The sequence below is a fragment of the Hymenobacter sp. GOD-10R genome, from assembly GCF_035609205.1.
GTDB lineage: Bacteria > Bacteroidota > Bacteroidia > Cytophagales > Hymenobacteraceae > Hymenobacter.
Window position 1 is genome coordinate 1,842,064 of sequence record NZ_CP141184.1, and the last position, 15,662, is coordinate 1,857,725.

Annotated in this window: 13 protein-coding genes; 4 read left to right on the forward strand and 9 right to left on the reverse strand. The window is 53.5% G+C overall.

Translation table 11 applies throughout. The features are described from left to right. Positions 1–17: 17 nt before the first annotated feature. On the forward strand, positions 18–755 hold the full coding sequence (locus SD425_RS07540; RefSeq protein ID WP_324677037.1) for an SDR family NAD(P)-dependent oxidoreductase: 738 nt from the start codon (positions 18–20) through the stop codon (positions 753–755). A 75-nt stretch (positions 756–830) separates the two neighbouring features. Here the strand turns inward: SD425_RS07540 and SD425_RS07545 are convergent, their stop codons facing one another. Then, the gene (locus tag SD425_RS07545) at positions 831–1,694 is read right to left on the reverse strand and encodes a hypothetical protein (RefSeq protein ID WP_324677039.1); all 864 of its coding nucleotides are present in this window, start codon (positions 1,692–1,694) and stop codon (positions 831–833) included. Between the two features lie 39 nt (positions 1,695–1,733). Beyond that, positions 1,734–2,183, reverse strand: coding sequence for an ABA4-like family protein (locus SD425_RS07550; protein WP_324677041.1), 450 nt, complete (start codon positions 2,181–2,183; stop codon positions 1,734–1,736). A gap of 182 nt (positions 2,184–2,365) precedes the next feature. Between SD425_RS07550 and SD425_RS07555 the strand changes: the two genes are divergently transcribed. From SD425_RS07555 to SD425_RS07565, 3 genes are all read left to right on the forward strand, one after another. After that, entirely contained in the window at positions 2,366–3,097 is a 732-nt protein-coding gene (locus SD425_RS07555) for a hypothetical protein (RefSeq protein WP_324677043.1), read from the forward strand. Positions 3,098–3,452: 355 nt separating this feature from the next. Continuing rightward, a complete protein-coding gene (locus SD425_RS07560) occupies positions 3,453–4,490 on the forward strand; it encodes an endopeptidase (protein ID WP_324677045.1) in 1,038 nt (345 codons plus the stop codon). A 73-nt stretch (positions 4,491–4,563) separates the two neighbouring features. After that, positions 4,564–4,830: a carboxypeptidase-like regulatory domain-containing protein gene (locus SD425_RS07565; RefSeq protein ID WP_324677047.1), complete on the forward strand. Its 267-nt coding sequence runs from the start codon at positions 4,564–4,566 to the stop codon at positions 4,828–4,830. Between the two features lie 302 nt (positions 4,831–5,132). Here SD425_RS07565 and SD425_RS07570 read toward each other — a convergent pair whose 3' ends face one another. From SD425_RS07570 to SD425_RS07600, 7 genes are all read right to left on the reverse strand, one after another. Then, a complete protein-coding gene (locus SD425_RS07570; protein ID WP_324677049.1) occupies positions 5,133–6,290 on the reverse strand; it encodes an AMP-binding protein in 1,158 nt (385 codons plus the stop codon). Positions 6,291–6,736: 446 nt separating this feature from the next. Further along, on the reverse strand, positions 6,737–7,159 hold the full coding sequence (locus tag SD425_RS07575) for a hypothetical protein (protein ID WP_324677051.1): 423 nt from the start codon (positions 7,157–7,159) through the stop codon (positions 6,737–6,739). Between the two features lie 179 nt (positions 7,160–7,338). Then, complete coding sequence (locus tag SD425_RS07580; RefSeq protein WP_324677053.1) at positions 7,339–8,874, reverse strand: lipase maturation factor family protein; 1,536 nt, start codon at positions 8,872–8,874, stop codon at positions 7,339–7,341. A 719-nt stretch (positions 8,875–9,593) separates the two neighbouring features. Beyond that, on the reverse strand, positions 9,594–9,923 hold the full coding sequence (locus SD425_RS07585; protein WP_324677055.1) for a potassium transporter KefB: 330 nt from the start codon (positions 9,921–9,923) through the stop codon (positions 9,594–9,596). A 297-nt stretch (positions 9,924–10,220) separates the two neighbouring features. Beyond that, complete coding sequence (locus SD425_RS07590; protein ID WP_324677057.1) at positions 10,221–11,765, reverse strand: serine hydrolase domain-containing protein; 1,545 nt, start codon at positions 11,763–11,765, stop codon at positions 10,221–10,223. Between the two features lie 81 nt (positions 11,766–11,846). Further along, positions 11,847–12,665, reverse strand: coding sequence for a hypothetical protein (locus tag SD425_RS07595; RefSeq protein ID WP_324677059.1), 819 nt, complete (start codon positions 12,663–12,665; stop codon positions 11,847–11,849). 366 nt (positions 12,666–13,031) lie between these two features. Then, entirely contained in the window at positions 13,032–15,557 is a 2,526-nt protein-coding gene (locus tag SD425_RS07600) for a cellulase N-terminal Ig-like domain-containing protein (RefSeq protein WP_324677061.1), read from the reverse strand. Positions 15,558–15,662 lie beyond the last annotated feature (105 nt).

Genomic DNA, 15,662 nt, shown 5'->3' on the forward strand with positions numbered 1-15,662 from the left:
CCTCGCCCTACAATTGCATGAGATTTCAAGACAAAGTTGTCCTCGTAACCGGCGGTGCCAGTGGCATTGGCTTGGCAACGGCCAAACGCTTCGCCTCCGAAGGAGCCCGCGTTGTCATCATCGATTTGAAGCAGGAAAACATCGACAAAGCTCTGCCCGAGATAAAAGCCGCCGGTGCGCCCGATGTGTGGAGCTGTGCCTGTGATGTATCGGACGAAAAGCGAGTGGAAGTGGCCGTGCAGGGCACCCTAGCTAAATTTAATCGCCTCGATGTGGTAGTGAATAATGCCGGCCTAATGCAGTTCAAAGCCTTGGAAGAGCTAACTGGCGAAGACTGGCTCCGCGTGCTGAACGTAGACTTGCTCGGTACTTTCTACTTCACCAAGCAGGCGTTCTTGCACATGAAGCCCGGCGGCACCATCGTTAACGTGTCGAGCATTCACGCCATCGAAACGAGCCCGCTGGTAGCGCCTTACGCTGCCGCCAAAGCAGCGGTGTTGTCGCTCACACGTTCCGCGTCGCTTGAAGGCAAGCCCAAGGGAATCCGCATCAACGCCGTGCTGCCCGGCGCCATCGATACGCCCATGCTCTGGGAAAACCCCAACATTAAGAGTGGCGTGGAAAAAATCGACCGTGCCGATGTGGGTAAAGCCGAAGACATTGCCGCCACCATCGCCTACCTAGCTTCCGACGATGCTGCTTTCGTGCAAGGCGCGGAAGTACGCGTCGATGGCGGACGGTTGGATCAGCTGTAATCGGCTGACGTCTCAGTAGCCAACGCGGCGCCAGAACCTAGGTTCTGGCGCCGCGTTGCGTGTAGTAAGTGTCCGTTAGCGCACCGCTATTAGTGGAATGCCTTGCATGGCTTCCCAGAAAAGGGCACCGGTCAGCGCGACGTAGGCTAGGGCAAAAGCCCACGTACCTAGCACTGCCCGGCGCGGCGCATAGCGGCCCAACAGCCAGCCCACGAGCGGTACCAACTGCAACGCGTGTAGCCCGAGGAAGTGAGCAATGCGCAAATCGCCGGCGCGGGTGCTCCACCCTAGGCCCAACAAGCCGGGACCACCATCGGCGGCGCCCACCGTGTGGGCAGCTTGGTGCACCATCATGCCCCCGACCAGGCTGCCCACCAAGAACAGCAAGATACCGAGGCGCATTCCCCACACGTACGCCGTCGAGCCGTGTGGCCGGTGCCGTATCGTCAGCACCAACGCCCAGATAATGAGGACTGTATTTAGCATGATGAAGATGCCCATCAGGCTAAATAAGAGGGCGTTGAGCGGCGTGCTGCCGTTGTAGTGCGAGGTAGTGCCGCGCGCTGCCTGCACGAAGACAATAGTGATTTCAACCAGAATAGCCACTGCCACGCCCCAACTGATGCGCCGCACAGCCCGCTCCGCCGCCGCTGGTAAGTCGGCCAGTAGCCACCCTAGCGTCCACAAGTAGATAATGTCTGAAAGGACAAATTTGATCGGCTTGATCCACGCATTCATGCCCGTGATGATGCGGTGGTCGAGGAACATGGCGACCATGGCTATTACCAGCAACCCCACATGAATCCAGGCTGGCCACGACAGCACCGGATTAGCGCGGTGCAACACGGTGAGCATTTCACGGAGTCTTGTGAACGGGGCAAGGCCAGATGGCACCGACGCGGTAGAAGGGCGTTTCGAGAAAATGAGCGTTGTTTCCATAGTAGGTAGGGCAGAAGAGTGAAACGTGGAAAGGCAGAATCAGAGGGCAGAAGCTACTTGGGGCACGGCATACCAGCGGCGCACCACGTGGTAGAGCAAAAAGCCGACGGGGCCAAATAGAAACGTGAGCAGCAGCGCCGGCACCAGCAGCAGGTGAGGCACTCCGCGTTGCTGGGCGTCGCGGCTAGCCCAAGCGCCCACCGCTAGGTCAAAGCAGAGGTAGTGTACCCAGCCGGCCAACAGCGCCCACGGGTCGCGGAACAGAGCCGCTACTTCCGTGAGGGAGCCAAAGCCTCCTTCGCTGGCGTGCCCACCTAGGTAGTGGCTCAGAATCACGACGGTGTATACCACCGCCAGCCCCAGCGACCAAGCGCCGCTGACGATTAGTCGTTGGGTAAAGCGCCAGCGCGGCGCCACCAGCAATAAGAGCCAGCCGAGTAGGGCCGCTTGGTTGGCGTACTGAAACAGCGTGCTTGGGGTGAAGGTCATCGTAGTCGGCTTTTGATGGTCCTAAGGTCTTGTTATTGAATTCGCTAACCAGCCCAAATGAGGGTGAACCGGCGGGGTGCCGGGGGTGAAGCCGCGGAAGTTAGCAGGTGAACCGACGTTATTTCTAAGTAAACTTGCCTAGGTTGCCGTGCGTATCCGAGCTACTAGTCCTTTTCCACGCCGTGCGTTGTTTGCTCTTCAAGCTGTTGTTGCCCGGTTTCTTGGCGGGTTCGTTTTCCGTTGCGGCCCAAACAGCCCTGCCGGCGGAAAGCTTCAGCTTGCGTCCCGATTCTACGTATGTGCGTGCCCGGCACCGGCGCCTCGTTGCCCAATTTGATCAGCGCTTTTCGCCTCTCAATGGCAAGCTCGTTGGCATCAATGGCGTCAAGCTAGGGCTAGAATGGCGTGGCCGCTTGCGCACCGGCCTAGGCGTATACCTGCTCAGCGGCGGTGTGCCTACTAATCCTTCGGGGCCAGTCATCTTTCCGGCCGCTACTAGCACCGAACTGCGGTTTCGCTACGTGGTGGCGTATGGCGAATACGTGCTCATCGGCACGCCCCGGTGGGAGCTGAGCACCCCCACGCAAATAGGCTTTGGAAAAGTGTTTGGCCGCTATTACTTGCCCGATGGCAGTCGGCAACAGTCGCCCACCGACCACATCTGGCTGATAGAACCCTCGATAGTAGGGCACATGCGTGTCTTTCGTTGGGTAGGCGTGGGAGCCGGAGCCGGCTACCGGCAAATGCTTTTTCAGAACAGCAACCAGGAGCGCGAACTCAGCGGCTTTATTCTGATTGGGCGGGTAAAGTTATTCCTCGGCGACTTGTACAAGATTGCCCGGGGCCGTGAGCGGCTGTTGTCACAACGAGGCCTGCACCGCCGCAACAGGCGTGAGAAGGCGACTGATCACTAGATTCTAGCAGTTCGGGGAAACAGATGCGGCCAAGCTACGAGCGTGGTTCAGGGCTGTTTTTGTCCATTTTGCAACCAATATAACAAACCGAGTTTTGTTGCATATTATTGACTGTCACATATTTATGTGATTGACGTGGTCGTTTTAAACTTAGATATTTGAACACTGATTAGCTGATCAAATGCTCTATTGATCGCAGAGCAAGCTAGGTAGTGCTGGCAGTACTAGTAGGTTATCTTCTATTCTTATTACGGTTAAGGTTGCTATCCCATTACTTCTGGTCAGGCTAGGATCAGCGCTTACGAGCATCAACGAGCACTAGCCAAACTCCCACTTTTAAACCAGTAAAACATCAATGGATACCCTTCTGCAAGACAAAGAACCCGTAACTATCCCCAGTGTAGGCAAGCCTATGAATGGCCACACGCCCGTCTCTAACTTATCGGAAGAGGCAACCCAGGAGGCCGCGCAAGCCCCCGCCGGGCGGGCCCTGCCTTCCAGCCCACCCGCCGAAGGCACGAATCCTCAAACCATACAACCGGGCAAAGATGGCGTGGAAGCGGTAAGTGGCTTCAAGCTGCGCGAAACGCAAAACCTGAGCGAAGCAGCCCTCAGCAAGCTCTACAAGGCTCCCGATACCAGCAAACTGCGCGATATTGGCGAGGCTTCATACGGTGTGCGTGCGCTCAAAGACGATGGCACGCTTCCGACCAAAGCCGAAACCGTACACGGCCCCGACGACCGGGTGCAAATCACGAACACGACTATTTATCCGTGGCGAGCCATTGCTTCACTCCTGATTACGGCCCGCGATGGTTCGCAGTGGATCGGCACTGGCTGGTTCATTGGGCCACACACGCTCATGACGGCGGGCCACGTCGTATTCATTAAAAACAGCGGCGTGGCTGGGCGCGACGGCTGGGTGCGCAGCATCCAGGTGATGCCCGGCCGCAACGGCGCCTCGTTGCCCTACGGCTCCGTGACGAGCACCAACTTCCGCTCCGTAACCAACTGGACGAACAACGGCGACGAGAATTTTGACTACGGTGCCATCATCATTCCCACGAACCTAGGCAATACTACGGGTTGGTTTGGGTTTGGCATCTACTCCGATGCGGATCTTCTGAACACCGTGGGCAATATTTCCGGCTACCCCGGCGACAAGCCCGGCGGCACGCAATGGTTTGATGCCCGGCGCATTGCCTCCGTCAATAGCCGCAAAGTGTACTACGACATCGACACGGCTGGTGGACAAAGCGGCAGCGCTGTATACCGGCTCGTGAACGGGGCTCGTTATGCCTTTGCTATTCATGCGTACGGCGGCGCTACCACCAACTCCGGTACGCGCATTGTGCAGGATGTTTACAACAATATGGTTAGCTGGAAAGCGTAGGAAGCATTGGCTAGGTATCCTGGCCGGCGGCTTCTTGGTTGCCGCCGGCCTAGGATTCTGGCTACTACGAACGATGACCAGCAAATCTTACCTTATCGCCGGGCGGGTGCACGAACCGAATGGGACACCTGCCATTGGAGCACGCATCTACTTCCTGGCAGCACCAGTTGCCGTAGCCGATATGGCGCTCATCACGGACCAGAACGGCCAGTTTACGCTTCCCGCGCCTGCCCCAGGCACCTACCGGATTGGCTGCACCGCCGACGGTTTTGCGCCAGCCACTGTCACGGTTAAGGTTGCGGAGGAAGATGCACGCGTAGAAATAGAACTGCGGCACTAGCAGCGCGCATGTTCAACACAGATGTAGGCCACACCATACGGTGAGCCGCAAGGGGTAACGCCCGCCTGGCCATAGCTGGGTGGGCGTTACCCTTTTTTACTGATAGCTCAAGTTGTAAATTATAGCAAAAGCTAGAGGTGTAGTTCCCCTCCTTTTTTAAGGAGGGGTGCCCGAAGGGTGGGGTGGTCCTTCTCGTTGAACGATCATCTAGCTTTAGCCTTTTAGCTCTAGCCTAACCACCCCGCCCTACGGGCACCCCTCCTTGAAAAGGAGGAGAACTAGGTTTTAACGGTAATTCTAGACTACGCCGACTTAGGTTGGCCAGGTTCTGTCTGGCTTGGTGGGGTAGCATTCGCTAAATACCCAATCGTGCCTAGCCGGTCAAGCTTGCCAGAAGCAGTGGCCTGAAACTGCGGCGCGTAAACGAACGCGCGCGGCCGTTCGTAGCGGTCGAGGCGCGTGGCGAGTAGTTGTTGTAGCTGCTGGGTTTGTGCATCGGTGAGAGCTTCGCCTTCTAGGAACGCGGTTACTTGCTCGCCTAGGCGGTCATCCGGTTGGCCCGCTACAAAGGCTCGCCGAATGGGTAGCCCTAGCTCGGCTAGCGCCACTTCCAGCACCTTCTCTACCTTTTCGGCCTGCACTTTCACCCCGCCCGAGTTAATCACAAAGTCGGCGCGGCCGAGCCACTCAAAGGTGTGCTCGTCTACGAGGCGCACCCGGTCGTTGGTGGTAATAAGCTGATCGGCTGTTACATCGCCCCGAATAGCCAGGCAGCCACGAGCATCAAGCTCTACGTGAATACCTGGCAGCACCCGGTAATAAGGCGAGGCTTCAGGGCCGTTGATGCGCCGCAGCGCAATGTGCGAGGCGGTTTCCGTCATGCCGTAGGTGTGGTACACGGGCACGGTTAGCTCCTGAATAGCGCGTTCCAGCGTGCTTTCTACCGTTGCGCCACCTACTAGAATGACCTTCATCTGGTTGAGCTGCGCTGTGAAGTCACGATCTAAGAGCGTGCGAAGCTGTAACGGCACAAAAGAAGCAAAGTCGAATTTGGCGTTCGGTTCTACTTGCACCAATGGGTTGGCGTTCGGTTCCACGATGGTCAGGTGCATTTGATGCTCCAGGCCGCGCACTAGCATCATCAGACCACCCACCGATTCGCAGTTTAGGCACACCAGCTCCCGGTCGCCGGCACCTAGGTCGAAGTACTCGCACGTGCGCCGCGCACTGGCTTCTAGCTGCCGTCGCTCCATCTGGATAAGCTGCGGCGTGCCCGTTGAACCCGACGTATGTAGGTCAAACAGAAGAGTACCATTGAGCCACTGCCGGCAGAAGTCCAGCACTTTTGCTTCGTAGCCATTAAGGTCGGTAGGACTGTCGAGTGGGTATTGTTGAAGGTCGGCGTAGCGAAACACACGGCCATTCAGCAGCAGTGAATCGGGGACGAGAGAAGCAGTCATAAGAACTGAGAAGAAAATAATGCTTCGTAATAGAACAACAAAACTGCCTAATTATCACACCGCTAGCTACGCTCAGCAAACGTTTGCATAAATTTAAAACGTTTGCGCTTGCTTTTTTGAAATCACTCTTGTACATTTGGATCAGGATTAAATCATACTTGCTATGACTAATGCCAAGCACTTCTCAGTCGGATCGGTAGAAAATGCTCCTACCGCCACTTCTAGCACGTCTGCTAGCTTCTCCCAAGAAGCCGAGCAGAAAGCTCAGGCGAAAGCCATGAAAAAGTGGCGGAAAAACGAGCGGCTTCGCTTTTTCTTCGGCTGGTGCTCTGGTTGTCAAGCATACGGTTCAATATTCTAGCTCTAGTTACTGCACGCAAATCCCACCCAGAAAAGCCCCGCTGAAAAGCGGGGCTTTTGCTTTTTCAGCTAGCCTCAGTCCGCCATCAGCGCAACAACCACTGCCGGTACTTCGGCTCAGTAGGCGCTGTGAGCAAGCAAAGGAAAAGTAGCAGCGCTCCAAAGAACACAAGATCAAGCCAATGCCCCGTGACGTGGTAGATCATGAGAGGCGGCAAACCGAGAATACCTAAGAAGCTGTTTCGCAAGATGATACCGCTCAGGTACAAGCGGCGGTTTTGCTCTTCGGGGCGGCGCAAGTTCGGCCGGATGCGCTTGGAAACCAGGTAGAGACAGCCGCCCACGATGAGCAGCAATAGTGCAAGCGCTAGAATGGCCGGAGCAGGCGCAGGTGTAGTCGTTGTACTCCGCAGGCGGTGCCCCGCTGATAAGGTCAGGACGATCATCAGGGTAGCCTGCACGGGAAACTGTGCAAAGTGCACTCTCCGAATCCGTTGGATGGCGTTCATTTTCTTACCTACGGACCGGCGGGTTTCGTGGTCAGGTGGTTTCGTGCGGCTATTAGTAGAGTTTGCATGGCAGGACGCGCTAAGGACTCGTCCTGCGCAACGTGCTGTCCGCCGTGCAAGCTAGCTGATGAGCTATCTGGCCTAAGCTTGCTAGGAAAATAGCTAGCTTCTTGGCTCCTCTACGGTGTCCAGCCGATGCTTTTCAGGTACTCAACTAATTGCGGATTATTGGCGGAAAGCGGCGGAATCCACATGCTCACCAGTTCCCGATGCCACCAGAGGCCTTGCCGATTGTTTGGCTCAGCAAACCTGTAGCGGTACAGCACCGCCCGGATGTAGCGCGGCGGCTTATGAGGGAAGGGGTTGTCGGCAAACAAACCGACTATTTTGGGGTCGTTGTGAAGGAGCTTCCACACGAGATTCAACGTCCAGGGATATTCGTTGACCGACGCCATCGAGGCAAACCACATTTGCCAGTCGAGACGCAGTTGGTAAGGAGCAACTTGCGGCGGCTGTTGGTCGAGTAGCACCGGCAGGCCTTTGTAACGATAGGGCTGCCAGTTAGCTTGGTCGCTGGGGTTATCATCGTCGGTGCCTTCAAACACCACGTTCAGCCGTTCCCGTCCCACCGAGCCGAAAGCCCCGTAGGTATTCACCAAGTCCAGCGGATCGAAGGAGGTATTCATGATTTGCCCCGGCGAGACAATATTCAGGGCTGGCTGAATACTCAGAACAGTAATCAGCGCCGTCACGACCCAGGCCGTGACAAGCATCGGCTTTGATTCTTCAGCATTGGCAGCCGCAACTTCAGCTTTCCGCACGAACCAACTTGGGAGAATTCTAGACCAAAAACCATCATCCAAGCAAGCCAGGGCTGGAACGATCGTCAGCCAGTTCAGGAATGAAAGGTTGCCGCTAACGATAAGGTTGAGCTGAAATAGGATCATCACTACGCCCGCAACATGCCGGGCAAACCTAGGCCCGAAGGCAAACAGCGGCGCGGCTAGCTCAGCCAGCCAGTTAAACCAAACGCCAATCTTGAGCATGATGCGCGGCATAAAATGAAACCACCGGCTCAGCGGTCCCGGAATAGGCTGTGTTTCGAAGTGGTAAAAGAGCGCGGTACTGTTGCGCCACACCTCATCTCCGCGCACTTTGATTAGACCAGCCCCGAGCATAATGCGGAAAATTAACCACCGAAACAGCACAATGATCGGCATAGGTGGCGCGTACCGCGGGAAGGGTCGCATATCGAGCAACGGACAAAGAAAGATGGCCAGAAATCCGGTTTCGAGCAGTTGAATCTCCCAGCCGTAGCCGTACCATTCCTGACCCACGTGCACAAAAGACATGTACAGAAACCAAAGCACCGCTAGCAGCAGCGCGTTGGTGAAGCCCGCCACCACCACGCAGGAAAGTACAAACCCAATCCAAGCAGCCGTCAGTAGTGCCGCATCCGAGTGCCCAAACCAGAAGACAGACGGTAGGCGCAGAAAACCTGCGCTATCGGAACCTAGCGCCGCACTCACCTGCTTCAGATACAGCCCAACCGGCAGGAGTCCGTTCGCACCAATCAGTGGAACAATCTGGTTGATAGCCACCAAAAAGGCCATGGCGTAGATGGCGCCCAGCAACCGTAGCAGCACAAAGCGAGTGAGCCAGTAAGTGGGAGGGGTGCCTAGTGCACGAGTAGCTTCTGACGATTCGCTAGTCATGTCGTTTCACTTCCGTTCGTGGATGGTCGATGGAAGCTAAATACGGCTGTTCCCTAGCTTTAGGCGGTCAGTGTCGAGGTACAAAAGTGCACGCAGTAATACCTCTGCTGCTTTATCTTGGCTGTTTTGCGTATTTAAGCCGTAATCGTGTAGCTCTTGGCACTCGGCCATGCGAGGCATGTCGTACGGGAGCTATACAAACAAGCCCCGCAAAACCTGCTAAAGCTTCTTAGACTCAGTATCAGTTAGTTGCTCAGCGTGCTTGATCGAAAAGCGCTGTAAGCATATTTGAAAAGCCTAACTAGCATGAGGAAGACCATCCCAATTGCAAGTCCATTCTTTCTGTAGATGCTAGCAGGGTCAGCGTAAACCAAGGCGTATGTCAGCAATGACAGAGTCGCTAAAAGAACAAGGCCAAGAAGTAAGAGAATGACCTTTTTGCCGGTAGATAGTGCGCTCAGATTCATCGTAGTGCTTTACTAGCTTCTTCGTACTGACAGGGGCTATACCGAATAGCGAAGCCTTGAAGGATACATATTCTTAGGTACGGTAGCTTACTACCGATTCCAAAAGGAGGTTGCCGCTTCCTATAAGTAAGATATACCCTGATGGTGGCGGTTCTAGAAGTAGCGCTCTGCTGCTAGTAGTGCTGAGGCCTCCGTATTTGGAGGCCTAGGTATTTAAGAAAGTGTGCAAACACCTAAGAGACTAGCAACGGCTTAGTCCCACATGGTGCCAGCTAGGACAGTACCAAGCCACAGCCCCACGATGTACACCAGCAAGCTCAGCACAATGGCGACTACTTTGCGCCAGCCGCCCCGGTAGCGCAGATAATCTAGCAGGTAGTAGCAAACGCCGCCCATTGCACCAGCCAGTGGTACTACCACAAGTGGTCTAATCTGCCAGAACCTAGGCCAGGCGGGGTTAGGTTCTCCGGCTTTCAGCAGGAAAATGGCAATTAGTACAAAGGCAATCGCGGCACCCTGTAGGGCGCGTTTGCTAAGGGGCGCCGTATGCAGCGGACGCTGTAGTTCGTTTGAGTTGTACATGGTCTTTGCTTTTTGATGATCCTGTTTTTCAATAAGCTTCTACAAAGCGTTTCCAGTAGTAATGTGAATCATACTTAATTAGAAAGAACTTTGTATTTCAAAGTAAAAGCTACTTTGTGAACCGCGCAAATGATTTCTGGAAAAAATGTTGTCTCTCTGCTAGTTGGCGGTATCTACAGCACCTGCTCAGCCGCCTGCCTGCTACTTAGGTAATAACCGCATCGCAAAGCCATAGGCCCACCAAGCGGTGCTTACCCGTGGTAGCTGCGAGTCGGAGGCAAGGAGAGATGCTTATGCTTACTTCTTCTTCTCCGTCAGATGATACTCTTGGATTCGAGGTATTTGGTCGGGCGTGAGGGTAAAGCTTACTTCTAGGGTTTCCTTTTCTCCTTCAAGTAGGAAAGAGCCGCGGAGCCCGTTCTCTGGTATCAGCTCGCCCACCCGTACAATTTTGCCGGCTCGCTCGAAAAGAGTGGTCGCTTCCTTGCGCAACGAGGTGGTGAAGTAGTCGAGAAAGAAGTTTTCGGCGAAAATGCCGCTTGCTTCCGCGCCGGTCCAAGAGGGCAGTAGCTTTATAAGCTGCGCCTTCCGCTCATTCAGCACGCTGGAGGGGCGAAGCTGGCGGGGCTTGAGGTCGGCTAGGGTCGTGAGCGTGTCGAGCATCCGGATCATGATGCGCGAGGTGGGCGCGTAGGTGACGTTGGCAAAGCATGCTACGCCGATGCCATAGTCGGGCATGATGGACCAGTTGCTGCCAAAACCGGGGAGGCCGCCGCTGTGCCCCACCATCACGCGGTTGTCACAGTCCTTGCTCCACCGCATGCCGTAGCCATAGGCCGTCACCTGCGGACAAGCCCGCCCCGACGGGTATTTGTACTGCGCATTTAGGGTATTCAGATTCCACGGGTGCTGCATTTCCCGCACTGAGCTCCTCTTCACCGGGCCTTTTTCGGGCGCGCTGGAAGGTGGCCACGCCGACTGATGGAAGGCCATGTATTTACCAAAGTCTTCCATGGTGGTGATCAGGCCGCCCATGGCTCCGCCAGCACCATCATGCAGCATTGGTTGCTCTACCCACTGCTCGTTCAGCCAGCGGTAGCCGTGCGCCAGTTGGGCAGCGGGCACCTTGGCGTACTCCCAATAGGTGTGCGTCATGCCCAAAGGCTTCAGTATATTTTCGTTGATATACTGCTGATATGGCTGCCCCGAAACCTTCTGAATAATATAGCCTAGCGTCACAAAACCTAGGTTGCTGTACTCGTAGGTTATCCCCGGATCATTCGAATAACTGAGCCCATTATTGATAAAAGCTAGCAGCTGCGCATCGCTAATGGCAAGCTGCCGGTCGCCCCACGGGTTGTCTTCTGGCAAGCCGGCCGCGTGGGTAAGCAGGTGCCGAATGGTCACGTCTGGCGCATCCGTAGTCGGGAAGTGCTGCTTTTTGAAGCCGGGAATATACTGCGCTACGGGGTCATCGAGGCGGAGCTTGCCGGCATCTCGGAGCTTCAGAATGGCCATGGCCGTGAAGCTCTTGCTCATCGAGGCAATACGAAAAGCCGACTGCGGCGTGGCGGGTATCTTCTGCTCCAGGTTGGTGTAGCCAATACCGCCCGTAGCCAGCAACTGTCCGTCTACCATCACCCCGTAGACGAAGCCCGGTGCGTGCACCGCCGCGGCGTATTCCTTGTACATCCGCTCGAGTACGGGCAAAGCCCGGCGGATCTTCGTCAGGCGGGCCGTGTCGGCGAAAACCGGCGCCGCGTAGGTGATAGGGGCCGGCTTTAGTTGGGCAAAGGCGGTAGAAGTAACCAGCGTCAGCAGGAGTACAGAAGAAAAGCGCATAGCAGAGCGTTAAGCAATCAATATAGCTAGGCAATTCTAATAGGGGATCCTAACTACTGAATCCTTACTCGTTGCGTGAGATTACTCCAGATTCCCGTTGGGAGGGCGCTTTGCACTCCAACGATGTCCAAATGGGTTTTTCCAAATAACATCGAGGGCTAGATAATGAACGTAGGAAGGCGAAGTAGCCCCGAGCCGGTTGGCCATGTAGCCTAAGTCAAAAATCAAGGGCAGCGATTTGGGCGATAGGGAATAGTAGCCCACAAAGCGACTTTCATGGTACACAAGACCCGTCCATCGGTTTGGGTACGATAGTTCGCTTGCCGAAAACAGTTGTTCTGAGCTTATGACCAGTCGATGAACTTTTGCCGCGTCTAGGTTTACCGTCAGTTGCAAGCGTAGCCTTGAGCGGAGCTGAAAGCTTTCTGCTTCCTTGGTAAAAGCAGGCGTGAAGAACTTCCTAAACTCTTGCCGGAATGTGGGCACAAACTTGAGACGCGGCGTTTCGAGGAGGTAAGACAATCGGCTGTATAGCCTGAATTCCTGTTCGAAAGCAGGGTTCTCGTGTTCGAACGGGTATTCGTCACTGTACTCATCTTGCCGGCGGTAGCTGAGGGCGAAGGAACTCTGCCAGTGCTTGTGAAACCGGTAGTAGAACTCCTGATTTAAAACCAGAATAGACGACTTATAGAAGGGATTGTAGTTCGTGAGGTTGCTTTTTCGTCCTAGGCCGACATAAGACATAGATTCCCATTTCTTCAAAGAATCAAGATCCTGCCGAACGCCAAGTGCAATCCAATCGGCGGTATGGCCTGCTCCCAAACCTGGCGGACTAATCTGCGCCACGGCAGACCTAACGAAGATGCAGAGAATGAAAAAGAAGCCTTTTGTTACTTTCATCAACTCTTTTTAGGGTTCATCAGTAGTGCCCTATGGCCTGAAAACGGTAAGGAATTCGGCATTGGCTCGGCGCAAACTGACGACTATGTTTCTGAAGGGAACATGAAGGGGTGCATGGTCAGGCCAGAACGTACAACCCGATTTGCGGGAGCTTACCCTAGGTTCTTTACCAAGCGTGCTCGGCTTAATTGCGAGTATGATTTGAAACAAAAAAAGGCTCTACATCACTGCCAAGCAGGATGTAGAGCCTTTTGAGTTCTGATGCAACTGTTGGCCGGTTACGACAATTTCTTATGCTTAAAGTAGCCCGGCCCTAACAGCAATTATAAATGAATTGCTGATTTAAAATCGTTTGACGCAATCTGTTTATTTCACTAAATTTTTAAAAGCTGATCCAAAAATTAAATAACCAGTATTGCCTGCAATTGTGCCCTCATTTTCTCCCCACAGAAATGGCCAGTCGTCGTAGTTTTCGAAGTGATCGGGTTTTCTGAATAATACACCCGGCGCAACGTTGCCTGGAATAGCGGAGAAATCGGCCCTGTTATTTCCATAAAAAACTGCTTTAGGACGAGTCGCGCCCACCGTGGCCACAAACGAATAATTATGATACGGATGGCAGCCAAATAACCAATTAGCGACCTTGAAAGCATGGCTGGCGTCGACAATATCCGGGAAGTACTTGTTGGCAAAGCAAACGGTGGTGCCAAAACTCTGAATACCTCCGTTACCTGCCCAGTTAGCAAGGCCGATAGGTACTCCGTAAGGGTTGTCCTTTTCAAGCCCTTTTATGTAGTCATTGTATTTGACAACATATGGCCGCAGCTTCTCTTTGTAAGACGCGTCCATGTGCGGTATGGCATTTAATGCCGTGAGAAGGTTGAAGTTGAGGTTACGCTCAAGTCCAGGCCATAAAAGCTCCTGAAATTTATTGATGTATTGTTGCTCCCCGGTTGAGACGTACAGTTGAAGATTGGTAGAAATATCTGCCGATGGGCCCTCCCTACGTGCATCATTCTGCGGCTTGTTAGCGAGCAATTCCGTTGCCTCTTTCAGAAGCCTTTTCGACTGTTGTAAGGCTCTGGCCGAAAGATCGTCGTTGTACCCCTTCAAGGCCCGGCTTGCGGCGGCAAACATCGTTGCTGCACTGAGGTCGAGGCTAGGATTACGGCTTGTAAATGCCCACATATCATCCTTAACCCCACTCGATCGGCCGTCAGGAGCTACTTCGTAAGGGCGAAGGTTAGGATTGTACGGTAGGCCGTCAGTTAGTGAGGCTGCGTCACCTAGGTGATGGTAATTATCTAGAACGGAGTTAGAAAGCGTTTGTGACATGTGGCCAATATTCTCGGCCTGCGCTACCAGGTTCAAGGTTCCGTGCTCGATAAACTGCAACATGTCTGGCGTTCCGTCCGGCCGGTGAAGATCAACATAACGCTGCTTCTGACTAACAAACGTCTCATCGCGCAAGGGCTTAAAGTATTCCCATGTCTGAACGAAGTTCTGCACCACGCTGATGTTCGATCCGGTCTCGATATCAAAATCGCCGGCATCAAAAAAACCGCCCACGTTTAGCCCAGGAATCAATTCCAGTGCTTTATACTTGGTATCGGTTGTAGGTCCCTGGCTATGCAGGTCAAAGTGATCCGTGTTTGGCGGAGCCTGATGATACCCTTCCTTGAAAGGCTCGCCGTGCCATACCCTATACGCCTCGTTTACGAACATATGATCCATATGGATCGGGATCCATACATCGCTCGTGGCATCGGTAATTTTATCGTAAACGTTATTTTCTATTAGAAAATTATTCGTTTTGAACTTACCGTACTGGATATAATATATACCGGGAGTTTTAACGGAAGAAAAATCAAACTTCACATAGTTGTATTTATAATAATTACCCCAGGGTGCGATTTTGCTGCTAAATACTTCGGTAGCATTGCCCTCGTCGCCTATTTTATATAAAGAAGCTTTTGCAAGTGGTTTGTCTTTTTTGTCAAGTTCAATGACGGCAAGTTTTGGTTGCGCAGGAATATAGCCCACTTGGGAGAAACCAATATTTGGCTCTCTTACCCAACCTTTAATAGCATTTGGCTCAACTGTCCAGGTCAAAACCTTGCCTGTTTTGCCTGCTGGAAGTAGGCTGCGCGCTACAAACCAGCCGTTTTGTGCCAGCATCCGGCCGTCGAAGAGCATCAAGTCGGCATCAGGCGAAGTGATTTTCACCAAACGTCCGGGTTCATCGGGTGCCAGCAGAAAAGTATGGCCGGTTTCGAGAGGAAGAGGATCGATAAATTTGCCGGTTCCGCGGTCGTCGGAAGTTACATACCCCTTAAATTGTTTTATTTTTTCACTGTTCGGCTTTGTAACAGTGTTGCTTACCGCATAGCGTGGAAAGCGGTTGGGGCGACCGTCCATCAAATAGGCCTTTCCCCAATATTGCGAGGGCAGAAACTCAAGATTAAATCCGGCTTTTCCTTCAAGTGCCTTAGGAACGGGTTTATCAAGGTAGACGGATATCTCAACACCTTTACCCTTCGCGGTAACTACCACTCGAGAATCAAAATCGTACTCTTTGTATCCTAACGTAGTCTCAATGGTTTGAGACGCACGATCTACCTTTCGGTTTGATACTGCCGGCACAAGATCCCACTGCTCCGGAGTATTGGAAAGCCTTATAGCACCACCTTGCGCCGTTCTAACGCCGTGGTGAATCAACTCTATGCCGGCGTTTTTCTCATCGTTAAAACCTCCCGTAAAAAGGTTGTTATACACAAGGACATTGACGCCTTGCCTCTCGAAATATTCAAGATCGTTGAGTTTTAAGTCCTGGCCCGAAGCATAATTGAATGCCGCCAGTAGTATTGCAAACGAGAAAAGTATTCTTTTCATGTTGGTAAAAACAGCCCTCCATTTAAAAGATTTATCAATTTGTTAGCCTAATAGAAAGCCTCGTCCGCAAAGGCGAACGAGGCTTGATGAGTCAGATAGCCCCTC